At 39.3% G+C, this 20451-nt stretch carries 21 protein-coding genes and 1 other RNA gene; 8 read left to right on the top strand and 14 right to left on the bottom strand.

The window, feature by feature from the left end; genetic code table 11:
• Positions 1-158 precede the first annotated feature (158 nt).
• Positions 159-1295, bottom strand: coding sequence for an MGDG synthase family glycosyltransferase (locus ACRPLQ_RS20915; RefSeq protein ID WP_230624697.1), 1137 nt, complete (start codon positions 1293-1295; stop codon positions 159-161).
• Between the two features lie 153 nt (positions 1296-1448).
• Here ACRPLQ_RS20915 and ACRPLQ_RS20910 point away from each other — a divergent pair, with 153 nt between their 5' ends.
• From ACRPLQ_RS20910 to ACRPLQ_RS20900, 3 genes are all read left to right on the top strand, one after another.
• The gene (locus ACRPLQ_RS20910) at positions 1449-2075 is read left to right on the top strand and encodes an undecaprenyl-diphosphatase (RefSeq protein ID WP_432236265.1); all 627 of its coding nucleotides are present in this window, start codon (positions 1449-1451) and stop codon (positions 2073-2075) included.
• Positions 2076-2466: 391 nt separating this feature from the next.
• Complete coding sequence (locus ACRPLQ_RS20905; RefSeq protein WP_013085370.1) at positions 2467-2904, top strand: MarR family winged helix-turn-helix transcriptional regulator; 438 nt, start codon at positions 2467-2469, stop codon at positions 2902-2904.
• Positions 2905-2931: 27 nt separating this feature from the next.
• Positions 2932-3573, top strand: a complete 642-nt coding sequence (locus ACRPLQ_RS20900) for a nitroreductase family protein (RefSeq protein WP_013059680.1) — start codon at positions 2932-2934, stop codon at positions 3571-3573.
• A gap of 32 nt (positions 3574-3605) precedes the next feature.
• Here ACRPLQ_RS20900 and moaD read toward each other — a convergent pair whose 3' ends face one another.
• The 5 genes from moaD to ACRPLQ_RS20875 are packed head-to-tail and all read right to left on the bottom strand — an operon-like array spanning position 3606 to position 7116.
• The gene (moaD, locus tag ACRPLQ_RS20895; RefSeq protein WP_028412068.1) at positions 3606-3839 is read right to left on the bottom strand and encodes a molybdopterin converting factor subunit 1; all 234 of its coding nucleotides are present in this window, start codon (positions 3837-3839) and stop codon (positions 3606-3608) included.
• A 2-nt stretch (positions 3840-3841) separates the two neighbouring features.
• Positions 3842-4306 carry a molybdenum cofactor biosynthesis protein MoaE gene (locus ACRPLQ_RS20890; RefSeq protein ID WP_025752620.1) on the bottom strand — a complete coding sequence of 155 codons (465 nt, stop codon included), beginning with the start codon at positions 4304-4306 and terminating at the stop codon, positions 3842-3844.
• Positions 4303-4830 carry a molybdopterin-guanine dinucleotide biosynthesis protein B gene (gene mobB / locus ACRPLQ_RS20885; protein WP_165635044.1) on the bottom strand — a complete coding sequence of 176 codons (528 nt, stop codon included), beginning with the start codon at positions 4828-4830 and terminating at the stop codon, positions 4303-4305. The genes ACRPLQ_RS20890 and mobB overlap by 4 nt, the downstream gene beginning before the upstream one ends.
• Positions 4818-6083 (bottom strand): molybdopterin molybdotransferase MoeA, encoded by a 1266-nt coding sequence (locus ACRPLQ_RS20880; RefSeq protein ID WP_165635045.1) that lies wholly within the window; start codon positions 6081-6083, stop codon positions 4818-4820. The genes mobB and ACRPLQ_RS20880 overlap by 13 nt, the downstream gene beginning before the upstream one ends.
• A gap of 16 nt (positions 6084-6099) precedes the next feature.
• A complete protein-coding gene (locus ACRPLQ_RS20875) occupies positions 6100-7116 on the bottom strand; it encodes a molybdopterin-synthase adenylyltransferase MoeB (protein WP_028412065.1) in 1017 nt (338 codons plus the stop codon).
• 161 nt (positions 7117-7277) lie between these two features.
• Here ACRPLQ_RS20875 and mobA point away from each other — a divergent pair, with 161 nt between their 5' ends.
• Complete coding sequence (gene mobA / locus ACRPLQ_RS20870; protein WP_028412064.1) at positions 7278-7847, top strand: molybdenum cofactor guanylyltransferase; 570 nt, start codon at positions 7278-7280, stop codon at positions 7845-7847.
• Between the two features lie 13 nt (positions 7848-7860).
• Here mobA and moaA read toward each other — a convergent pair whose 3' ends face one another.
• The 3 genes from moaA to ACRPLQ_RS20855 are packed head-to-tail and all read right to left on the bottom strand — an operon-like array spanning position 7861 to position 10079.
• Entirely contained in the window at positions 7861-8877 is a 1017-nt protein-coding gene (gene moaA, locus ACRPLQ_RS20865; RefSeq protein ID WP_165635046.1) for a GTP 3',8-cyclase MoaA, read from the bottom strand.
• 44 nt (positions 8878-8921) lie between these two features.
• On the bottom strand, positions 8922-9719 hold the full coding sequence (fdhD, locus tag ACRPLQ_RS20860; protein ID WP_033580428.1) for a formate dehydrogenase accessory sulfurtransferase FdhD: 798 nt from the start codon (positions 9717-9719) through the stop codon (positions 8922-8924).
• Between the two features lie 15 nt (positions 9720-9734).
• The gene (locus ACRPLQ_RS20855) at positions 9735-10079 is read right to left on the bottom strand and encodes a DUF2294 domain-containing protein (protein WP_013059689.1); all 345 of its coding nucleotides are present in this window, start codon (positions 10077-10079) and stop codon (positions 9735-9737) included.
• A 366-nt stretch (positions 10080-10445) separates the two neighbouring features.
• On the opposite strand from ACRPLQ_RS20855, the gene fdhF reads away from it, so the two are divergent.
• The 4 genes from fdhF (at position 10446) to modB (ending at position 15462) form a co-directional block, all read left to right on the top strand.
• Positions 10446-13385 carry a formate dehydrogenase subunit alpha gene (gene fdhF, locus ACRPLQ_RS20850; RefSeq protein ID WP_165635047.1) on the top strand — a complete coding sequence of 980 codons (2940 nt, stop codon included), beginning with the start codon at positions 10446-10448 and terminating at the stop codon, positions 13383-13385.
• A gap of 11 nt (positions 13386-13396) precedes the next feature.
• Positions 13397-13876, top strand: a complete 480-nt coding sequence (locus tag ACRPLQ_RS20845; protein WP_033580426.1) for a DUF1641 domain-containing protein — start codon at positions 13397-13399, stop codon at positions 13874-13876.
• A gap of 124 nt (positions 13877-14000) precedes the next feature.
• On the top strand, positions 14001-14798 hold the full coding sequence (gene modA / locus ACRPLQ_RS20840) for a molybdate ABC transporter substrate-binding protein (RefSeq protein WP_099000230.1): 798 nt from the start codon (positions 14001-14003) through the stop codon (positions 14796-14798).
• Positions 14799-14805: 7 nt separating this feature from the next.
• Positions 14806-15462 carry a molybdate ABC transporter permease subunit gene (gene modB / locus ACRPLQ_RS20835; protein ID WP_034264255.1) on the top strand — a complete coding sequence of 219 codons (657 nt, stop codon included), beginning with the start codon at positions 14806-14808 and terminating at the stop codon, positions 15460-15462.
• Positions 15463-15616: 154 nt separating this feature from the next.
• Here the strand turns inward: modB and ssrA are convergent.
• The 5 genes from ssrA to secG all read right to left on the bottom strand — a co-directional run bounded on the left by ssrA (position 15617) and on the right by secG (position 20352).
• Positions 15617-15978: a transfer-messenger RNA gene (ssrA, locus tag ACRPLQ_RS20830) on the bottom strand.
• 137 nt (positions 15979-16115) lie between these two features.
• Complete coding sequence (gene smpB, locus ACRPLQ_RS20825; RefSeq protein WP_013059694.1) at positions 16116-16583, bottom strand: SsrA-binding protein SmpB; 468 nt, start codon at positions 16581-16583, stop codon at positions 16116-16118.
• Positions 16584-16728: 145 nt separating this feature from the next.
• The gene (gene rnr, locus ACRPLQ_RS20820) at positions 16729-19071 is read right to left on the bottom strand and encodes a ribonuclease R (protein ID WP_028412057.1); all 2343 of its coding nucleotides are present in this window, start codon (positions 19069-19071) and stop codon (positions 16729-16731) included.
• 38 nt (positions 19072-19109) lie between these two features.
• A complete protein-coding gene (locus tag ACRPLQ_RS20815) occupies positions 19110-19850 on the bottom strand; it encodes an alpha/beta hydrolase (RefSeq protein ID WP_432236264.1) in 741 nt (246 codons plus the stop codon).
• A 268-nt stretch (positions 19851-20118) separates the two neighbouring features.
• Positions 20119-20352, bottom strand: coding sequence for a preprotein translocase subunit SecG (secG, locus tag ACRPLQ_RS20810; RefSeq protein WP_014457843.1), 234 nt, complete (start codon positions 20350-20352; stop codon positions 20119-20121).
• Positions 20353-20451: the final 99 nt, after the last annotated feature.

The raw sequence follows: 20451 nt of genomic DNA, 5'->3' as shown, positions 1-20451 counted from the left end.
ATTATGCACCTCTCACCACATGTCTTAAGTGAAAGAATAGCTTCTTTAGATAAAAAAACAACACCTTTTTCAAAAGATGTTTGTTTTTTTATCTAAATCCTACTTTTTCAACATACTTGTTCTTTAGCTTATCCTTATTGTTTGTAAACATGAATGTTTTACGCATGAAGACCAATCGTTTGCTTTTCACCTAGAATCCAATTGACTACTGCTAAAAGTTCTTCAGGCGTTTGTGCTTCGATTTCTTTATGGTAAGCAGCAATCGCGTTATACAATGTGCTCATTTTATCAGCATCCTGCAGCACTGTCTGCAGCTGACTTTCTAACGATTGATCCGCCTTTAGTTCTTGAACTAAGTTTCGCTCTGTTAAATAGCGTAAATTCACCTCTTCTTGACCCGGTAAAGCAGAATGAACAAAAATCGGTAAATTTTTGCGAAGAGCTTCACTGACCGTGATACCACCTGGTTTTGTTACAATAGCATCCACTCGCTCATACAGTTCATTCATTTCTGTGCGTGATGAAATGTACGGAATTGGTGTAACGTGTTGTAGTTCCCACCCTTTGATTTCTTCATATAACTTTTGATTTTTGCCGCATAAGACAAAGTAATGAAAATGGCGCGCGTCTTTTAAATCATTGTAAAAATCCATAATATTGCCTAGACCGCTGCTGCCTCCGGCAATTAAAATATTTCGGTTACCATGATGCTTAACAGTTCTTGTTTTTGTTATTTCTTCATGTACCGGTATCCCTGTGACCATCATATTTTGAAGTGGAATTTCACTTTGAGCACGAAGCCCTCTTTTTACTTCTTCACTAGGAAGAAAGTGAAAGTCAATCTCTTCTTTTCCCCATAAATTATTAATAAAGAAATCCGTGTAGACATTTATAATAGGAACATTGCACTTGCCTTTTGCTTTTAATTGGCTGAGCAAATAAGAAGGAAATCCATGTGTGCATATAATTAAATCCGGATTTTCTTCTTTAACTAAGTGCTCCATTTTTTTTGCGAATACGTGATGATACCATTTGAATGAATGAACAGGCGGTTCATAAAAGAGATGTTTGTATGCCATATTGTATGTTTCTGGAGCATAACGAATCCATTTCAAATATGTGCCTGTAACCACTTTTTCTAATAGTTCGTTTGTATAACTTAATAAATCTATTTTTTTATAACAAATATTTGTTGTTCTTCTTTCCAATATATCCATTAACGCCTCTGCCACTTGATGATGGCCAGAAGGCATTTTTAGAAGAGGTAAAAATAAAACCTTTTTCAACTGTTTCATCTCCTATTCTAAAAGCAGTTTCTTCCTCTCCTTTTTATATCATTAAATGCCCTTGAATTTCGGATTTTAATTGATTTTTAATGTGAAATTCATCGTTTTTTTAGAGTGTCAATCTAAACTAAGAGTGAAAAGTACTGCATAAGGAGAAAACAAATGAACCTCAATTACGAAGTATTTCAATGGATTAACTCGTTTGCTGGTAAATCCAGCGCAATGGATTCTGTCATGGTTATCATTACGAATAGCGTTCCTTATTTTATAATGGCTTGTTTGCTTTTGCTTTGGTTTAGCGGAAAAACAGAAAGAACAATTTATCACCGTTATACGGCTTTATACATGTTGTTTACAATTGTCCTTTCTCTTTGTATCAATGAAGTCATTCACCTGGTGTATTACCACCCGCGTCCGTTTGTGACTCATCATGTTCATAAGCTGATTCCGCACCCGGCTAATTCATCTTTTGTCAGTGATCATTCGATTTTAGTCTTTTCTGCTGCTTGGATCATGTGGTTACGAAAAAACAAATGGAGAAGCGTCATTTTTATATGGGCTGCCATCTCGGGCCTTTCACGCATTTACGTAGGTGTCCACTATCCAGCAGATGTACTTGGAGGCATGGTAATTGCGGGAGCTATCAGCTGCTTTGTTATCTATCTTTCAGATAAAACAGCTCCTCTTATCCAGCGATTATTCTGGATTCACGATGTGATTATCAAGCGTATTCCGTTTCTGTCTCCTTACATGCATGAACAAATTAGTAAAAAAAATCATTCAGCTTAAAGACGCTGAAACAAAAATAGTATAGTTGAAGTGAAAAACGAACCACTAATCAAACCGTTTGATCAGTGGTTCGTTTTTTTTGGTTACGATGAACGTAGATTTTATCTGTTTCGTTCCTTCTGGCAGTTGATTGGAGGACAAAGCGAAGTCTTGCACGGAAATCAACTACCGTGTCACAAGCGGTCCATACGAGCTCATTTATCCGATTTGTTCGTCTTTAGATTGCATTGATTTCGTTATATCTCAATCTCTTTTTATTATTTATAAAAAAAAGATTGTTCACTTTCTTGACTTTCACTTTTATTTATTTTATATTAGTTGATGTATCAAACATTGATGTATCAAATATTAATCCATCAATAAATATCATAGAAAAAAGGGAGCGACTTTCTTGTCACATTCATGTTCTGAAAAAGCAAATGTTCTGTATGCTCTGCAAGAAGTTAATAAACAAATTAATCAAAAGTTTGAGCATTGTACCGGTGTTAGCCAATCACGTCTTGATATTTTACATCAGCTTTATGAAACAGGTGAAATGAGTCAAAAGGCGCTTCAACAGCAAGTAAACATTGATAATGCTGCAATTACAAGGCATTTAAAGCAGCTAGAAGAAAGAGATGTTGTATCACGCCGTAAAAATCCTGATGACAACCGCGTAACATTTGTAAAGCTTACGAAAAGCGGACATGAAAAAATCGGTGCATTTCGAAACGAAAAAGCTCGCTTTATTGATGAAGCATTTAAAGATTTCAGCGAAGAAGAACAGCTGCTGCTTTCCAAAATGCTTGAGCGTTTAAAAGTAAACATTTCGGCCATTGAACGGTCATAACATTTTTAACATAAAGGAGAGTTCATCATGACACAAACAAAAACACTAAACAATGATTTCCAAGATATTATTACAGGGCGCAGATCTATTCGTTATTACGATCCATCTGTCAAAATCAGCCGTGAAGAAATGAAAGAAATTTTAACAGAAGCGACGCTAGCTCCATCTTCTGTTAATGCACAGCCTTGGCGCTTTCTAGTAATTGATAGCCCTGAAGGAAAAGCAACACTAGCTCCGCTTGCTAAATTTAATCAATCACAAGTAGAAACATCGGCAGCTGTTATTGCGATATTCGGCGATTTAAAAAGCGAAGAAAATTTAGATGAAATTTACGATAAAGCTGTTGAACTAGGCTATATGCCACAAGAAATTAGAGATATGCAAATTCCAAAAATCAAAGCGCACTACGCAGCTGCTTCTGAAGAATTAAATAAAGAAACGGTATTAATTGACGGCGGTTTAGTATCTATGCAGTTAATGCTTGCTGCACGTGCTCACGGTTATGATACGAATGCTATTGGCGGTTATGAAAAAGATCAAATTGCCGAAGCATTCGGTTTAGACAAAGAACGCTATGCACCGGTTATGTTACTTTCAATCGGCAAAGCAGCAAATAGCGGTTACCCTTCTGTACGTTTACCAATTGAAAAAGTAGCTCAATTTAGATAATAAAAAAGGTGCTGTGTATTCAGCACCTTTTTTTATCCTCCACTAACGGGTGGAATAAATGCAACGGTATCTCCCGTTCCAATGATTTCTTCATCTGTTACAAACTCTTCGTTGACTGCTGTCATCGTTTGATTCAGAGAGGACAGCTTATATGTTTTTTGTACATATTCCTTTAATTCCTTCACTGTTATATCTTGCTTATCAACTGTTACTTGTTCCACTCCAGCCTCTTCACGTATAGCAGCGAAAAATAAGACGTTAATCATTTTTACATCTCCTTCAATGGCTTTCCTTCAGGATATTCTTTTGTTTCTAACTGATCCCCAATCCATTTTGTTCCATCTTCCCAAAATTCCTTTTTCCAAATTGGCACAATTTGCTTAATACGTTCAATAGCATACTCATTTGCTTCATAAGCTGTTTTGCGATGCGGAGAAGAAACCGCAATAACTACTGCGACTTCTGTTATATCAAGCTTTCCGATTCGATGAGTAATAGCTGTCAAAGCATCCGGCCACTTTTCCTGAATTTCGTCACCAATTTGGCTGAGCATTTTCACTGCCATTGGCACATAGGCTTGATATTCAAGAGAGAGCGTCTTTTTGCCTTTTGTAAATTCTCTTACCGTTCCAATAAATGTCGTAATAGCTCCCGCGTCTCTTCTAGAAACTTTTTTAATTATTTCATCTACCGCAATTGGCTGATTTACTACTTCAAATAAGTGCTGGTTCATCTTCTTTCCCCCACTTCTTTCAATAAAAAATTAAGATAAAGCTCGTCTTCTTGTAAGTGAAACATTGGATATGCTCGCTGCACTTCGTTTTTAAGCGGAATGTGACTAATCACGCATATGATATTGGTTAGAGAGGAAAGCAGAACAAGATCTTCTTCGCTTCGAATCAAGACTGCTTTTGGATAGGATTCTTTTTTATATCCTTCAACAAAAATGACATCTGGCGAGAAAAATTGATAAAAATCAATCAGCTTTTTTAGGCTCCAGTCTTTACTGTTTGCCGTAAGCTGAAGGATCCCACCTCCTTCTACACCTGCCACATCGGCACCTGCTTGCTGGTGGCGATGACTGTCTTTTAGCTCACTGCTGCTATCTGGAGGTCCGCCGTGTCCATGGTGCTTAATAGAACCTACACGTAGATCGAATTGTTTCGCTTTTTTAATTAGCCTTTCCACTAAAGTCGTTTTTCCGCTGTTTTGAAATCCAACTACTTGTAAAACGGTGCAACTTGCTACCAAGGCCATTCACTTCCCTGCACGTCATCTAGCAATAAGACGTCAACCAGCATTCCTTCTTTGTACCCTCTCGTCCCTCCGGGAAATATAATTAACGTATCCGCATGAGCTAAAGAAGAAACAGCACTAGATTTTGTAAAGCTTAATGGAGAAGCAATCAGCTGTCCTTCCCTGTATGAAAGCCTGCCAGATACAAATCGCATAAAAGGATTTGGCTTTAAGAAGTCTTTTCCTAACAAAGCTTTTTCTTTCCGGAGATGAGGGGTTCTTTTCCCCGCATATGTACTGATGACCGGACGAGCTAGCAGTTCAAAACCAACGTAGCAGGCCGTAGGGTTTCCCGATAGACCAAATAAAAGCTTGTCTTCCATACGTGCAACTGTTGTGACACTGCCTGGTCTCATCGCTATTTTATTAAAAAGAACTTCGGCCTGTAATTGCTTATACACCTCTGGTAGATAATCATAATCTCCTACTGAAACGCCCCCCGTTGTAATCAGTATGTCCACTTCTGATAGCGCAGATTTTACCGCGCTGTAGCACTGACTTAAATCATCGGGCATAATACCAAAATAGTTTACTTCTCCTCCAGCTTTTTCAATTTGGGCACGAAGCATATGAGCATTGCTATTACGAATTTTCCCTCGCTGAACAGGATCACGTACTTCCACTAGTTCACTTCCCGTTGCAAGTAATCCAACTACAGGCTTTTTGAAGACAGCTACGTTACTATAACCAAATGTGGCTAGAAGAGCAGCTACTCCCGGAGTGATATACGTTCCTTTTGAAACTAACATGGTGCCTTTTTTTGTTTCTTCTCCTTGAAACGAAATGTTATCTCCGCTGTTAAACGACCGCTTGATTTGAACGACGGGCTGGTTGTCTTTTGTATATTCTTTTGTTACTTCAAGCATTGCCACCGCATCGCAGCCTTTTGGAATAGGAGCTCCTGTCATAATACGCACAGCCTGCATCGCGTTGACTGTATGTTCAAAAACAGAACCCGCTCCTATCTCTCCTCGAACATCCAGTTCTACTGGATGAAGTGATGATGCTTTTTTCGTATCTTGTGACCGAATAGCAAAACCATCATATGGAGAACGATTAAAAGCAGGAACATCATGATCTGCCATTAAATCTTCTGCTAAAAATCTGCCGTGAGCTTCTTCAAGCGCAATGATTTCTTGCTTTCCGCTTTTGACATACTGCATCACTCGCCCAACGCATTCTCCGACAGGGATAGGAGTTCGCTTTTCTCTCATTTTTTCACTCCTTTACTCATCCTAATAAACGATAATATAAACTTCTCGCAAATTGAATATCATTCGTTCCATGAATAAATACACGGCCATCTTGAAAAATAACAAAGCGCTGCTCTGGAAGCTGACATGACAGAAGATATGGGTTGCGGTCTACTTTCCCTTGGTTTTTTAAACGCTTTTCCAATTCATCAAAGTTGTGTAAATGCTGCTGCGAGGGTCTGATCTGAACCGTCTCTCTGCCGCAAAGAACTTCTGTTTTAAGCTGATTTTCATACGCTAAGTACGGATATGTGCGTGCCGATCCGCAAGAAGAACATTCATAACTTTTCATTTTACCCGTCTTAAATTCAGCGTGCTGATTATTCCAGACGTCAAAAGTTAGAAATGTGTGTCGCAAAGCTTCAACGTCTCCCACTAAAATTTTTAATGCTTCGGTTATTTGATAGGCTGCCACAATTTGAACGGCTGGACTGATAATTCCTGCTGTCTCACACGTCGCTCCTCCCACAGGCACTTTTTTCAATATGCAGTGCAGACAAGGGGTTACGTTTGGGATAACGGTATAAGTGGTGCCATAACTCCCTACACATGAGCCGTAGATCCAAGGAACTTCATACTTATGTGACAAATCATTTAAAATAAAGCGAATGTCGAAATTGTCTGTCGCATCGATAATCAAATCAGCTGTTTGGACGATACTTTCTAAATTAGCAGGCTGAGCATCCATCACCAGCGCTTCGATTTTCACTTCTGTGTTTATTTGACGCAAACGATTTTTGGCTGCTACAGCTTTAGGCAGTTTGTTTTGCGCATCTTGTTCTGTATAAAGCTGCTGACGCTGCAGATTACTCCATTCTACATAATCACGATCTACAAGAGTCAATTTTCCAATTCCAGCACGCACGAGAGCTTCTGCACTAGCGCTGCCTAGAGCCCCTGCGCCTACAACTAAAACATGCTTACTTCTAATTTGCTGCTGCCCTTTGTTTCCAATGGGCTGGAAAAGCTGCTGACGTGAATAACGTTCTGTCACTCTTTTCTCTCCCTTTCTCGTTCAATCTATGACTTCACTATCTATTCCTTCGTCAAAGATATTTCTTTAAAAACATGCTATTATACACATAAAGCTAAGCTGCTTTACGGACGCTTATGTGCATAAATATACAACTATATTTTGATGGAGGTATTTAATAAATGTCCATTGCCGGCATTGTATTAGCAGGAGGAAAATCTTCTCGCTACGGTCAACCAAAAATGTTTGAAACCTATAACAAGAAATCATTTTACGAATATAGTATAGATGCATTAAAAGAAAATCACGTCACACCTATACTTGTGTCTACCAACCAAGATTTACTTCCTTATTTTCAAAGAAAAGATGTTTCATTTGCAGTTGAAAAATGCCCGTATCAAGGACCTTTGTATGCAATTCATCATGCTTTAACTGCAATTGATTGCCGTGCTGAATGGTTCTTTATTCTTTCGTGTGACATTCCTTTTGTTAATGCTGAGTTTGTTCATAATATGATTACCCTAACTCAGGCGAACTCAGCTGATATTGTTCTTCCTGTTCAGCCAAATCACATGCACCCGCTTCTAGCCCTCTATCACCGTAGAACGCTTCCTCTTATTGACCAACTCGTTACACAAGGTGAAAGAAGGCTCACAGGATTGTTGAATCAGGCAAACGTCCTTCGCGTGCCTTTTTCAGCAGAAGATCCTACTTTTATAAATGTAAATCATCGCAGTGATTGGCATTTATAAGGCTTTTTTTGAATTATCCACCAATATGAGACATTTCCACTTTCTCAGCGCCTTGGACCTGTCTTCCGTTAGCCCGCTCATCTGAGTAACGATCTTTCCGATGATTCCAGATATCAGAAATGGTGTCACAAACAGTATGATCAGATGCTTGTGATCGTATCAGTTTCCGGAGGTCGTACCCTTTTGACGCAAACAAGCAGGTATAGAGCTTTCCTTCAGCCGATACTCTTGCGCGTGAACAAGTCGAACAGAATGAATCTGTCACGGATGAAATGATACCAATTTCCTCTTCTGTCCCAACATACCGATACCTGGTAGCTACTTCTCCCGTGTAATGAGGCGGAATTTCTTCAAGAGGCATTTCTTGTCCAACTATATCAAGAATTTGTTTCTTTGTTATAACCTCATCCATTTTCCATCCGTTTGAATTTCCAACATCCATGTATTCAATAAAGCGCAGCGTATGTTTTTTGCCTTTAAAATATTGGGCCATCGGAAGGATATCCTGCTCGTTCTTGCCTTTTTGGACAACCATGTTTATTTTGACTGAAATCCCCGCAAGAGCTGCTGCCTCTATTCCTTCTAACACTCGTTTGACGCTTCCTCGATTTCCGTTCAGCTCTTGAAATCTCACTTCATCAAGCGAGTCTAAGCTGACGGTTACTCTTGATAATCCCGCTTTTGATAAGGCTTCTGCATGCTTCTTTAACAGTGAGCCATTTGTTGTTATGGCAATATCATCTATACCCTCAATTTGCTTCAGACGATTGATTAGATCTGGCAAGCCTTTTCTTAGCAGTGGCTCTCCTCCCGTTATACGCACTTTTTTTACTCCTAGCGATACGAATAATCTCGTGAGTCTCTCTAATTCATCAAACGAAAGAATATTTTCGGCAGGTAAAAATGGATAGTCTGCCCCAAAAATTTCTTCAGGCATACAATATCGACAGCGAAAGTTACAGCGATCTGTTACGGACAAACGCAAGTCTCGTAAAGGGCGCTTTAACGTATCAACTATAGTGTATGACATCTGCCTCATCTCTCCTCTCTAGCTGTCAGCTTCTCCACAGCAGATTAACTTTCTCTTAAAATTCTTTCCGGGCATGTATAAATATTCAACGAATCACTTCGGATAAACCCTACCGTTGTAATTCTCAATTCTTCTGCTAGATTTAAAGCAAGTTCAGTCGGAGCGGATTTTGAAAGAACCACTTCACACCCGATCTTCGCTACTTTCAACAAAATTTCTGAAGAAATACGGCCGCTGAAAACGACTACTTTATCCCTAATTGAAATATGGTGTTTTAAGCAATACCCATATAGTTTATCTAGAGCATTATGCCTGCCAATGTCCATTCTGCTAAGCATGAAACCATTTTTATCACAAATGGCAGCGTTATGAACGCCACCCGTTTCTTGAAACGTAGCAGCAGATTGCTGCAGCTTATTCATGAGTTGAAAACAATCCTTAATTGAAAGTTCTACCGATATATCATTCATTTTTTTAGCAGTCAGCGCATCATTTATAAAGACAAACCCTTGTCTGCTCGCCCCGCAGCAAGACGTGATATATCGTTTATTTTGAAGGTTTTGAAAATACGGGTTTAATTTATCTATTGTAACATGAACATACCCTTCTTTTTCTTGAACCCATATGTTTTTAATGTCTTTGTATTCTCGAATAACCCCTTCAGATGCTAAATAGCCAATTACCATATCTTCAATGTATTGAGGGCTACATACCATCGTGACAAACTCTTCTTCATTAATTTTCACAGTCACAGGAAACTCCGTTACAATTTTATCTTCCACGCTTTCCATTTCACCATTTTTAAATCTAAGAACTGTACGCTTCTTAACGGTCGAATTCATGTGATGTCTCCTTTTTTAAATAATGTTTTTATCAAAAACAAATACGGAAACCGCTATATTTTCTTTTATTTTCATATCTGAAAATAAATTAACCAGCTTTGCTCCTACCAATTCTTCTAGCCCTTCCGGCGGATTCGATGCATATACATCTTGAATCATTTTTGTTCGAGCTAAATGAACCATGTCACACCCTTCAGAAGTGCTTGCAATAAATGTTTCTGTCGGAGTTAAATTTCCATACAGTGTTGAGACAGCCATATTTTCAACAAAAACCGTATGTATTCTTTCCGGTCCTTTTCCAAATAAATCTTTTCGAAGCTTCCGAATAATATCATTAAATTCATGAATTGTTTTTGACATAATCAACGCTCTCCCACCGATTAAAATTAAATTGTGCATTTTATTCCTACAGTTTTTTTATCATAAATCAACACTTCAAAAAATAAAAGCCTAAAATCTTTGCAGCAAAACTTTTGAAGAGAGTTGGGTATTTAAAAAAGTTGTGCATTTAAAAACGTAGCGATATAATTATAAATAACCGAGATGGAATAATAATAATAATGAATTGTTATTACTCTATCACTTTTTCTTAACGATATAAATGGGCCGGATTGGCATATTAGTAAGACCTGCTAGTAAACTATTCCACCATGATTGCACTTCCCTTATTTAATTAGGCATGTGTATTCATGGTGGTTTTTTGTTTTATATAAAGGAGGAAAACAAATGAGTCGTGAAATCATCACTGTTCATATAAATGGCAGCGAATACAAGGCAGCTTCAGGTTCTACCATACTCGAAATTATTAACCAGCAAAACATCGAGCATCCTCAGATTTGTTATGTGCCTGAAGTAGACCCTATTCAAACTTGTGACACATGTATTGTTGAAATGAATGGCGAGTTAGTTCGTTCTTGTTCTACAAAAGCTGAAAACGGCATGAAGATTGAATTACAATCAGCACCCGCAAAAGCGGCACAGACGGAAGCAATGGATCGCTTATTAGAAAATCATTTGCTATACTGCACCGTTTGCGATAATAACAACGGAAACTGTAAATTACATAATACAGCCGAAATGATGGAGATTGAACATCAAAAATACCCCTATACGCCAAAGGCCTCAGAGGATGAAGTCGATATGTCTCATCCGTTTTACCGTTATGACCCTAATCAATGCATTGCTTGTGGACAATGTGTAGAGGTTTGTCAAAATCTTCAAGTTAATGAAACGCTCTCTATCGACTGGGAAGCGAAACGTCCCCGCGTTCTCTGGGATGATGGTGTAGCAATCAATGAATCTTCTTGTGTGAGCTGCGGTCAATGTGTAACAGTATGCCCTTGTAATGCCTTAATGGAAAAATCTATGCTCGGAGAAGCTGGATTCATGACCGGACTTCCAAAAAGCGTTTTGAATCCAATGATTGATTTAGTTAAAGAAGTGGAACCAGGGTACAGCGGAATTTTTGCTGTTTCAGAGGTGGAAGCAGCTATGCGTGAAACTCGGACGAAAAAAACAAAAACCGTCTGTACATTTTGCGGAGTTGGATGTTCATTTGAAGTGTGGACAAAAGGCCGCGAAATCCTTAAAGTTCAACCTAGCTCAGATGCTCCCGCAAACGCTATTTCAACCTGTGTGAAAGGAAAATTCGGCTGGGATTTTGTAAACTCTGAAAAACGTATTACTAAGCCTTTAATCCGAAAAAATGGCGCATTTGTAGAGTCGTCATGGGAAGAAGCGCTCGATTTAGTAGCAAGCAGGTTAAACTCCATCAATCAGCAGTACGGACATGGATCCGTTGGTTTTATCTCTTCTTCTAAGATTACAAACGAAGAAAACTATGTTATTCAAAAGCTGGCTCGCCAAATGTTTGAAACAAATGACGTAGACAACTGTTCTCGCTACTGTCAGTCTCCTGCAACCGATGGATTATTTCGAACAGTCGGAATGGGAGGCGATGCCGGCACGATAAAAGACATCGCAAAAGCTGGACTGGTTATCATCGTTGGAGCTAACCCTGCCGAAGGTCACCCTGTATTAGCAACTCGTATCAAACGCGCGCATAAGCTTCATGACCAAAAACTAATCGTCGCAGATTTGCGCAAAAACGAAATGGCTGAACGCTCTGACATTTTTATCAGTCCAAAACAAGGTACGGACCAAGTATGGCTAATGGCTGTAACAAAATACATGATTGATCAAGGATGGCACAACGAAAAATTTATCCAAGAAAACGTCAACTATTTTGAAGACTTTAACTCTTTGCTTGAAAAGTACACGCTTGAATATGCTGAACAAATTACGGGTATTTCAGCAGCAACACTCATTCAAATAGCTGAAATGATTCGAGACGCCGATGGAACCTGTGTGCTGTGGGGTATGGGCGTGACGCAAAATACAGGAGGCTCTGATACATCAGCGGCTATCTCAAACCTGTTGCTTGCTACTGGAAACTATCGACGCCCTGGTGCAGGCGCTTATCCACTCCGAGGCCACAATAACGTGCAAGGCGCATGCGATATGGGAACTCTTCCCGCTTGGCTTCCAGGTTATCAGCACGTCACGGACTCAGTCGCTCGAGAAAAATTTGAAAAAGCATACGGCGTGAAAATTAAAGACAAGCCGGGTCTTGATAATATCCAAATGCTTCATTCAATTGATGAAGGAAAAATGAAAGCTATGTACCTTGTAGGAGAAGATATGGCTCTTGTCGATTCGAACGCTAATCACGTACACGAAATATTATCAAATCTAGATTTTTTTGTTGTCCAAGACATTTTCCTTTCAAGAACGGCTCAATATGCTGATGTTGTACTCCCTGCTGTTCCTTCTCTTGAAAAAGACGGAACGTTTACCAATACGGAGCGACGCGTACAAAGATTGTATCAAGCATTGCCAACGCTTGGTGATTCGAAGCCGGATTGGTGGATTGTTCAAGAGATTGCAAACCGCTTAGGTGCAAATTGGACGTATACACACCCTGGTGACATCTTTTCAGAAATGGCTAGTCTATCACCTCTGTTCAGCCAAGCCAGCTACGAAAACCTTGAAGGCTGGGATAGCTTCTTATGGGGGAGCTTAGAGGGGAAAAGCACGCCTTTACTTTACGTCGATGGGTTTAATTTCCCAGATAAAAAAGCGCGCTTTGCTTTATCAGATTGGGTTCTTCCTGCTGAATTTCCAGAGGAATATGATTTGCACATTAATAACGGACGAATGTTAGAACATTTTCATGAAGGGAATATGACCAATAAATCGAGCGGTATTCAATCAAAGGTACCGGAAGTATTTGTAGAAATTTCACCTCAGCTTGCCAAGGAGCGTGAAATTGAAGACGGTTCGCTTGTCAGATTAATCTCACCGTTTGGAGCAGTAAAAGTACAGGCATTAATTACAGAGCGAGTAAAAGCAAATGAGCTGTATCTTCCGATGCACTCCGTTCATAAAGATTCGGCTATTAACTTCTTGACGGGACCTGCAGTCGACCAACGAACAAATACGCCGGCTTACAAACAAACAAAAGTACGGATGGAAGTATTAAGCAAAGGTGGAAAAACGCCTTTACCGTCTACAAATCCGCGTAACAAAAAACGTCATCCTCAAAATGGGGTCGAGGTTCAGCGTAAATGGAATCGTCCTGGCTACGTCCATTTAACAAGTAAATAGGAGGAGAAAAGATGGCACAACCTATTACAGAAATTAAAAAGCCTCTTCTAAGCGAGGAAGAAAAAAAACAGCAAAAATTAGAAGACTTGACTTCTCTGCTGGCAGATAATGAAGAAGCGCTGAATCGTATTCTCGGTATTGTCGGCGAACTTAACGACATGGGTGTTCTTGAAGCTGCTGATTCAATGATTCAAGCAAAAGAAAAAATCTCAAAAATTGCGCTTCATCAAATTTCTAGAGAACCCGTAACCAATTTAATTAATACCCTTATGGGTGCAAGCAGCGGTTTGATGAAGGCAGACCCAGAGGTAACTGCTAAACTTGTTAACAGTGCAACAGCTGGTATGAACGAAGCAAATGAATATGTAAAAACAGGAAAAAAAGTAAGTGCGTTAGCTCTTATAAAAGCGCTAAATGATCCAGATGTTAATCGTGCAATTGGATTTGGACTTCACTTTTTAAAAGGAATGGGCAAAGCGTTGGAAGAGTAAATAAGGCAGCGACTTGAAAGTTTTTCCCTTTCAAGTCGCTGTTTTCTTTTTAGGAAGTCCTTTTCTAAGTGAACGTGATATAGTTATACTAAATTGCTCTACTAAAACTAATTGAGGTGACACGATGCAACAATACTTTAAACCCTTATTCGCACTATTATTTTTAATTATGTTTACTGCTGCTTGTTCAAACGGAACAAATACGAGTCAATCAGCGGCTCAGCACCAAAACGTCAGCTTAACGATATCCGCTGCAGCCAGCTTAAAAGATGCGCTTACCGATATTCAAAAGCAATATGAAACAAAGCATCCGAATGTCGACTTAAAATTTAATTTTGGGGCTTCAGGCTCGCTGCAACAGCAAATCGAAAACGGCGCACCGGCTGATTTGTTTTTTTCAGCAGCGGAAGATAAGTTTGATGCACTGGTAAAGTCAGGAGTTATTTCTAAAGAAAATGGAACTGACTTGGTTGGCAACGATCTTGTGCTTATCGTCCCAAAGAATAATTCGGCTGCCATCAAAAATTTTGAAGATCTATCAAAGCCTGCTGTTCAAAAAATTGCACTTGGCATACCGGAATCCGTTCCTGCCGGACAGTATGCAAAAGAGACTTTTGAACACATGAATCTGTGGAAAAACATTGAGCCTAAAACCGTCTATGCAAAAGACGTACGCCAGGTGCTTTCCTATGTGGAGACAGAAAACGTTGAAGCTGGAGTTGTTTATAAAACCGATGCGTTGATTTCAAAAAAAGTGAAGATTGTCGCCACTGCAGATCATAGCACTCACAAACCAATTGTATATCCTGTAGGCGTTATTAAGGATTCGAAACATCCACAAGAAGCAAAGGATTTTTATCAATTTTTACAAAGTAAGACGGCTCTTAACACGTTTAAAAAATACGGTTTCACTGCGAATTGAGATTGCTATGATTCAAGAGTTTTTATCTCCTCTTCAGCTATCGCTTAAAATTGCATTAGTAGCGGGATTTGTCGTGATTATTCTAGGCACTGTTATAGGAAAACTGTTATCCAGGAAACACTTTAAGGGAAAAGTGATGGTTGAAACGGTGTTGATGCTACCATTGGTCCTGCCTCCGTCCGTTGTTGGATTTTTATTGATTGTCATATTCGGAAAACACAGCCTACTTGGCCGAGCAATTGAATGGGTCTTTCAACAACCCGTTATTTTTACGTGGTGGGCAGCTGTTATTGCATCCGTTGTCGTTGCGTTTCCCCTTATGTATCAATCTGCCAAAACGGGCTTCCAAGGCGTTGATCATGAAATTGAAGACGCAGCTCGAGTAGATGGTGCAAGCGAATGGAAAGTCTTTTTCTTTATTTCCATTCCTTTAGCTTCTAAAGCTATCGTAACAGGAGGTGTGTTAAGTCTGGCAAGAGCACTCGGAGAATTTGGAGCCACTTTGATGTTTGCTGGCAATATTCCAGGTGAAACTCAAACTGTTCCTACCGCTATCTACGTCGCGATTGACTCTGGAAACATGAATCTCGCTTGGCTATGGGTTATCTCGATCGTCTTTCTTTCCTTTCTTATGCTGCTTTTTGTTCAGCTTAAACAAAAGTAAAAGGATGCCTCTTACACAAAGAGGCATCCTTTTACTTTTGTACCGCTTTTTCAATTTTACATACATCATAAATTAAAAAGGAGCTAATCAAATGTAGATCATACATTTGATTAGCTCCTGTTATAAGTAAGGTAAGCCACCAAAAATATGTATTTGGTGGAGACGGTGGGAGTCGAACCCACGTCCAGAAATATCGCCACTTAAGCGTCTACGAGTGTAGTTGGCATATTGATCATTCGCGAGCTGTTCTGCCTACCAACAGGCGTCCCAGTCGCTAGTCTGATTATTCTCTTCCTTCGTCCTCAGACGGCGAACTCCGGCGTAGCCCACTTAAAGTGAGTCCCTTACCCTACCACATGGGCGATGGAGGGAGGAACCGCTAAGCTACTATTATGCAGCTAAAGCGAAGTTATTGTTAGATTTGCCAGTTATTATTGGCGTTGATGTTTTAACGAGGCCATCTCCTCGACTCGCAACCTAAGCTCGAACTATCCCTGTCGAATCCGTAACGTCCCCATATAAAAGGGAGTCGGAATGTGTAAGAAAAATTCTTACATCAGATAGCGACTTCAGTGTGCAAAATGAAATCTAACTGATAACAATATTTATTATATCACAAAATGAGCATTTTGCAATTGTAAGATTTTGTAATTTTACATCTTTTGACGATCACGAAATGCTCGTTCGATATCACGCTTGGCTTCTTTACGCTTTAAGTCTTCACGCTTATCATATTTCTTTTTACCCTTACCAAGCCCTAGTAAAACCTTTGCGTATCCATTTTTCAAATACACTTTTAACGGAACTAGTGAATAACCTGTTTCTTTTGAATAGCCAATTAGCTTGCTGATTTCGCGTTTATGCAGCAATAGCTTTCGTGTACGAAGTGGCTCATGATTGTATCGATTTCCTTGTTCGTAAGGACTAACGTGCATATTGTGTAAAAATACTTCTCCGTTTTGCACACGAGCAAAAGAGTCCTTTAAATTCACACGACCATTACGAATTGATTTAATTTCCGTTCCTTGTAGAACAATACCCGTCTCATATGTTTCTTCAATAAAAAAGTCGTGGCGGGCTTTTTTGTTTTGTGCAATTAATTTCCCTTCACCTTTTGGCATAAAACGTTCCTTCCCTTCAGCCGTACTTACGTATATGTATGATATTATGTATCATTTTACTGTATGGAAATCTAAACAACAACTAAAACGTTTAATAGAGCTGTTTTGAAGCAGAAGGTCTATCCTTCTGCTTCACTGCTGTCGATTATTTGCGCTTTTTCTTTTTACGCTTAACGTTTGGAGCGCCTTCGAAGAATCTTTTTTTCTTTTTCTTCTTTGGTTTTTGAGTAGACCACTCTTCATTTTTGCTTCGGCTGCCCTCTCGACCTTTTCCTTTATCGTCTTTGCGTGACTTTTGTTTTGCCTTAATCACTTTAGGACGATCTTTAGATAAGCGTTTGCGGCCTTCTTTCATTCCCACAATAACAAAGTCCACTGAACGCTCGTCTTTATTCACATCGGCAACTTTCACTTCAATTTCGTCTCCAATTCGGAAGACGTTGCCCGTTCTTTCTCCAATCATCGCATAATGACGTTCGTCGTAACGATAATAGTCATCCGTTAAGTCACTAACATGAACTAACCCTTCAATCGTATTTTCCAGCTCCACGAACATCCCAAAGTTTGTAACAGAGCTAATAATACCATTGAATACTTCCCCAACTTTATCAGCCATAAACTCAGCTTTTTTCATATCGTCCGTTTCTCGCTCAGCGTCAACTGAACGACGTTCCATATTAGAAGAATGCTCAGCAACATCAGGCAGAAGCTCGCGCCATTTTTCTTGCGTTTGCTGATCTGTTTTTCCTTCAATTAAATACGTACGAATGAGACGATGAACGATTAAATCCGGATAACGACGGATTGGAGACGTAAAATGCGTATAGAATTCAGCTGATAAACCAAAGTGGCCTAAACTTTCTGCTTCATATTTCGCTTGTTTCATCGAACGAAGCATAACAGTTGAAATAACCATCTCTTCAGGCGTACCCTTTACTTCTTCTAAAATATCTTGCAGCGCACGCGGATGAATATCGTTGCCTGTCCCTTTCACTGTATAACCAAAGTTTGTAATAAACTCTAAGAAACGAGTAAGCTTCTCTGCATCTGGATCTTCATGAATACGATAAATAAACGGTACGTTCATCCAGTGAAAATGTTCTGCTACTGTTTCATTCGCCGCCAGCATAAATTCTTCGATTAGCTTTTCAGCAACTGAACGTTCACGCAAAATAACATCGTGAGGATGTCCATCATCATCTACCAATACTTTTGCTTCTTTGAAATCAAAATCAATGGCACCGCGATCCATTCTCTTTTTACGAAGAATAGCTGCCAGCTTTTCCATACGCTCAAACATCGGAACGATTGGCTCGTAGCGTTCTAACACTTCTTCATCTTTATCCACTAAGATTTTGTTCACATCTGAATACGTCATTCGTTCTGTCGTTTTGATGACACTTTCAAAAATCTCATGTTTTACTACTTCACCTTGTGGATTAATTTCCATCTCACAAGAAAGTGTAAAACGGTTAACTTTTGGATTTAATGAGCAGATTCCGTTAGATAAACGGTGAGGAATCATCGGAATAACTCGGTCTACTAAATAGACGCTTGTTCCGCGCTCTGCTGCTTCTACATCAATCGGAGAACCTTCTTTAACGTAGTGACTTACATCTGCAATATGAACACCTAATTTGTAGTTTCCGTTTTCAAGCTCTGTAACCGTTACAGCGTCATCCAAATCTTTTGCATCTGCTCCGTCAATGGTTACAATAACTTGATCCCGAAGATCGCGACGGTTACCGATATCTTTTTCATCAATCGTCTCAGGTGTATCAATTGCTTGCGTTAAAGCGTCAGCAGGAAATTCTTGAGGAAGACCGTGCTTATGGATAACAGAAATGATATCGATCCCCGGATCGTTTTTATGTCCAAGAATTTGAACAACTTTTCCTTCTGCATTCATGCGGCCTTCCGGATAGGTTGTGAGCTCTACTACTACTTTATGGCCTTCAACTGCACCGTTTCTTGCTGCTTTGGGAATAAAGATATCACCTGCAATTTTTTTGTCATCCGCAATCACAAAGCCGAAATTCTTGCTTTGCGTATACGTACCTACAATTTGCTGGGTACCTCGTTCTAAGATTTTTACAATGGTTCCTTCACGACGAGCACCTGATGATTCTGATAACACTCTTGCAAGCACAATATCTCCGTGCATAGCATTGTTTGTTTCAGTAGGGGGAATAAATACATCACCCGCATCTTTTTCTTCAGGAACTACGAACGCAAACCCTTTTGCATGTCCGCTTACTTTCCCTTTGACAAAATTCATTTGTTCCGGCAGCCCGTAGCGGTCATTTCTTGCTCGGATAATTAAACCCTTCTCTTCCATAATAACAAGTGCCTTAACAAACTCTTTGAATGACTCTGCATCCTCCGTATTAAATTCTTTTGCAAGCTCTTGGACAGTCAAAGGTTTGTAATTATCCCTTTTCATAAAATCCAATATTTCATTCATATAGGGCTGATTTTCTTCTTTCACATCATGTCCCTCCTTTTTCCTTATTCGTATTATCTCTATTACCAATCAAGTGATTCCAAAAATGCATATACATCCTCGTGAAGCAGATCTCGCTCTTTATCAAAGGTAATGGTATGACCAGATTCTTCGTACCACTTTATATCTTTTGTAGGAGACTCGACGCTATTATAAATAATATTGGCGCTGTCTGTATTAATCATATGATCATGACGACCTTGTACAACAAATGTCGGTGCATAAATCATATCAACTGAATTTCGCACTTCAGCGATTAATTCCTGTAAAGACTTTAACGTGTTCATTGGTGTTTGTTTGAACTCTTCCATTTCTTGTTCAATCTGTTCAGACGATTTACCTTCACGCTTTTTATATTCGCGTGCATACGCTAAAACACCTTCATACATGACTTCTTCACTCTTTATATACATAGGCGCGCACATAGGCACAATACCCTTTATAGGTACAGTGTAACCTAATTTCAGTGAAAATACGCCACCTAGTGAAAGACCTACAGCGGCAATACTTTCATGGCCTTTACTTTTCAAAAACTCATAGCCTTCCATGACATCTTTCCACCAATCTTTTGGACCAGTATGAACAAGCTCTTCAGGCGCTACACCGTGTCCTTTATAGTGAGGTGCGTGGCATGTGTATCCTTTTTTCTCTAAAAAACGACCTAACATACGAACATCAGCAGAATTTCCGGTAAAACCGTGAAGTAATAAAACAGCCTTTTCGCCGCCTTCAAATGTAAATGGCTTTGGTTGTGCAATTTTCATATATCATTTAACTCCTTTTAGTTATAATATCTGCAGTCATAATAGAAAAAAACATGTATTTATGTGACGGTCATCACATAACAAGAGATGTGTCCGTCAACTTTTACGCTTTTATACTATATTTAGTACTTTTTTCTAAAGCTATATTATATCATTACTTAAAAATGAAATTAAAGTATTCAACACGCCCATTAAAAAAGCCACCTAATACATAAGTTGGTATACACCAAGTACGTATGCATTAGGTGGCAGTCTATCCAGTAACATATTAAAGTTTGAAATAAGATACAGCAAGTGTTAACGCAAAGAATAAGATAGATAACACTACTGTCAAACGGTGTAAAACTAAGTCAATTCCACGTGCTTTTTGTTTTCCAAATAACGTTTCAGCTCCACCGGAAATAGCTCCAGATAATCCAGTAGTTTTGCTTGATTGTAAAACGACCACAACAATCAATGCAATTGAAACAATCACTAGCAAAGTAATCAGCAATGTATGCACTAAGACACACCTCCTACACCAAGTAATAGTCAATCAGCGGGGTTTCTTCATCCCTTCTGATTGGCATTACCGGGGATAAAGTACGCGCACTACGCTAAG

It is taken from the genome of Priestia sp. TRN 1309, assembly GCF_050846875.1.
GTDB lineage: Bacteria > Bacillota > Bacilli > Bacillales > Bacillaceae_H > Priestia > Priestia zanthoxyli.
This window is presented reverse-complemented; position numbering and strand designations above follow the sequence as displayed.

Excerpts from the sequence above, each read along its gene's own strand:
- ACRPLQ_RS20915 (WP_230624697.1), bottom strand. The coding sequence starts at position 1,295 with ATGAAACAGTTGAAAAAGGTTTTATTTTTACCTCTTCTAAAAATGCCT.
- ACRPLQ_RS20910 (WP_432236265.1), top strand. The coding sequence starts at position 1,449 with ATGAACCTCAATTACGAAGTATTTCAATGGATTAACTCGTTTGCTGGT.
- ACRPLQ_RS20900 (WP_013059680.1), top strand. The coding sequence starts at position 2,932 with ATGACACAAACAAAAACACTAAACAATGATTTCCAAGATATTATTACA.
- moaD (WP_028412068.1), bottom strand. The coding sequence starts at position 3,839 with ATGATTAACGTCTTATTTTTCGCTGCTATACGTGAAGAGGCTGGAGTG.
- ACRPLQ_RS20890 (WP_025752620.1), bottom strand. The coding sequence starts at position 4,306 with ATGAACCAGCACTTATTTGAAGTAGTAAATCAGCCAATTGCGGTAGAT.
- mobB (WP_165635044.1), bottom strand. The coding sequence starts at position 4,830 with ATGGCCTTGGTAGCAAGTTGCACCGTTTTACAAGTAGTTGGATTTCAA.
- ACRPLQ_RS20880 (WP_165635045.1), bottom strand. The coding sequence starts at position 6,083 with ATGAGAGAAAAGCGAACTCCTATCCCTGTCGGAGAATGCGTTGGGCGA.
- mobA (WP_028412064.1), top strand. The coding sequence starts at position 7,278 with ATGTCCATTGCCGGCATTGTATTAGCAGGAGGAAAATCTTCTCGCTAC.
- moaA (WP_165635046.1), bottom strand. The coding sequence starts at position 8,877 with ATGTCATACACTATAGTTGATACGTTAAAGCGCCCTTTACGAGACTTG.
- fdhD (WP_033580428.1), bottom strand. The coding sequence starts at position 9,719 with ATGAATTCGACCGTTAAGAAGCGTACAGTTCTTAGATTTAAAAATGGT.
- ACRPLQ_RS20855 (WP_013059689.1), bottom strand. The coding sequence starts at position 10,079 with ATGTCAAAAACAATTCATGAATTTAATGATATTATTCGGAAGCTTCGA.
- fdhF (WP_165635047.1), top strand. The coding sequence starts at position 10,446 with ATGAGTCGTGAAATCATCACTGTTCATATAAATGGCAGCGAATACAAG.
- ACRPLQ_RS20845 (WP_033580426.1), top strand. The coding sequence starts at position 13,397 with ATGGCACAACCTATTACAGAAATTAAAAAGCCTCTTCTAAGCGAGGAA.
- modA (WP_099000230.1), top strand. The coding sequence starts at position 14,001 with ATGCAACAATACTTTAAACCCTTATTCGCACTATTATTTTTAATTATG.
- modB (WP_034264255.1), top strand. The coding sequence starts at position 14,806 with ATGATTCAAGAGTTTTTATCTCCTCTTCAGCTATCGCTTAAAATTGCA.
- smpB (WP_013059694.1), bottom strand. The coding sequence starts at position 16,583 with ATGCCAAAAGGTGAAGGGAAATTAATTGCACAAAACAAAAAAGCCCGC.
- ACRPLQ_RS20815 (WP_432236264.1), bottom strand. The coding sequence starts at position 19,850 with ATGAAAATTGCACAACCAAAGCCATTTACATTTGAAGGCGGCGAAAAG.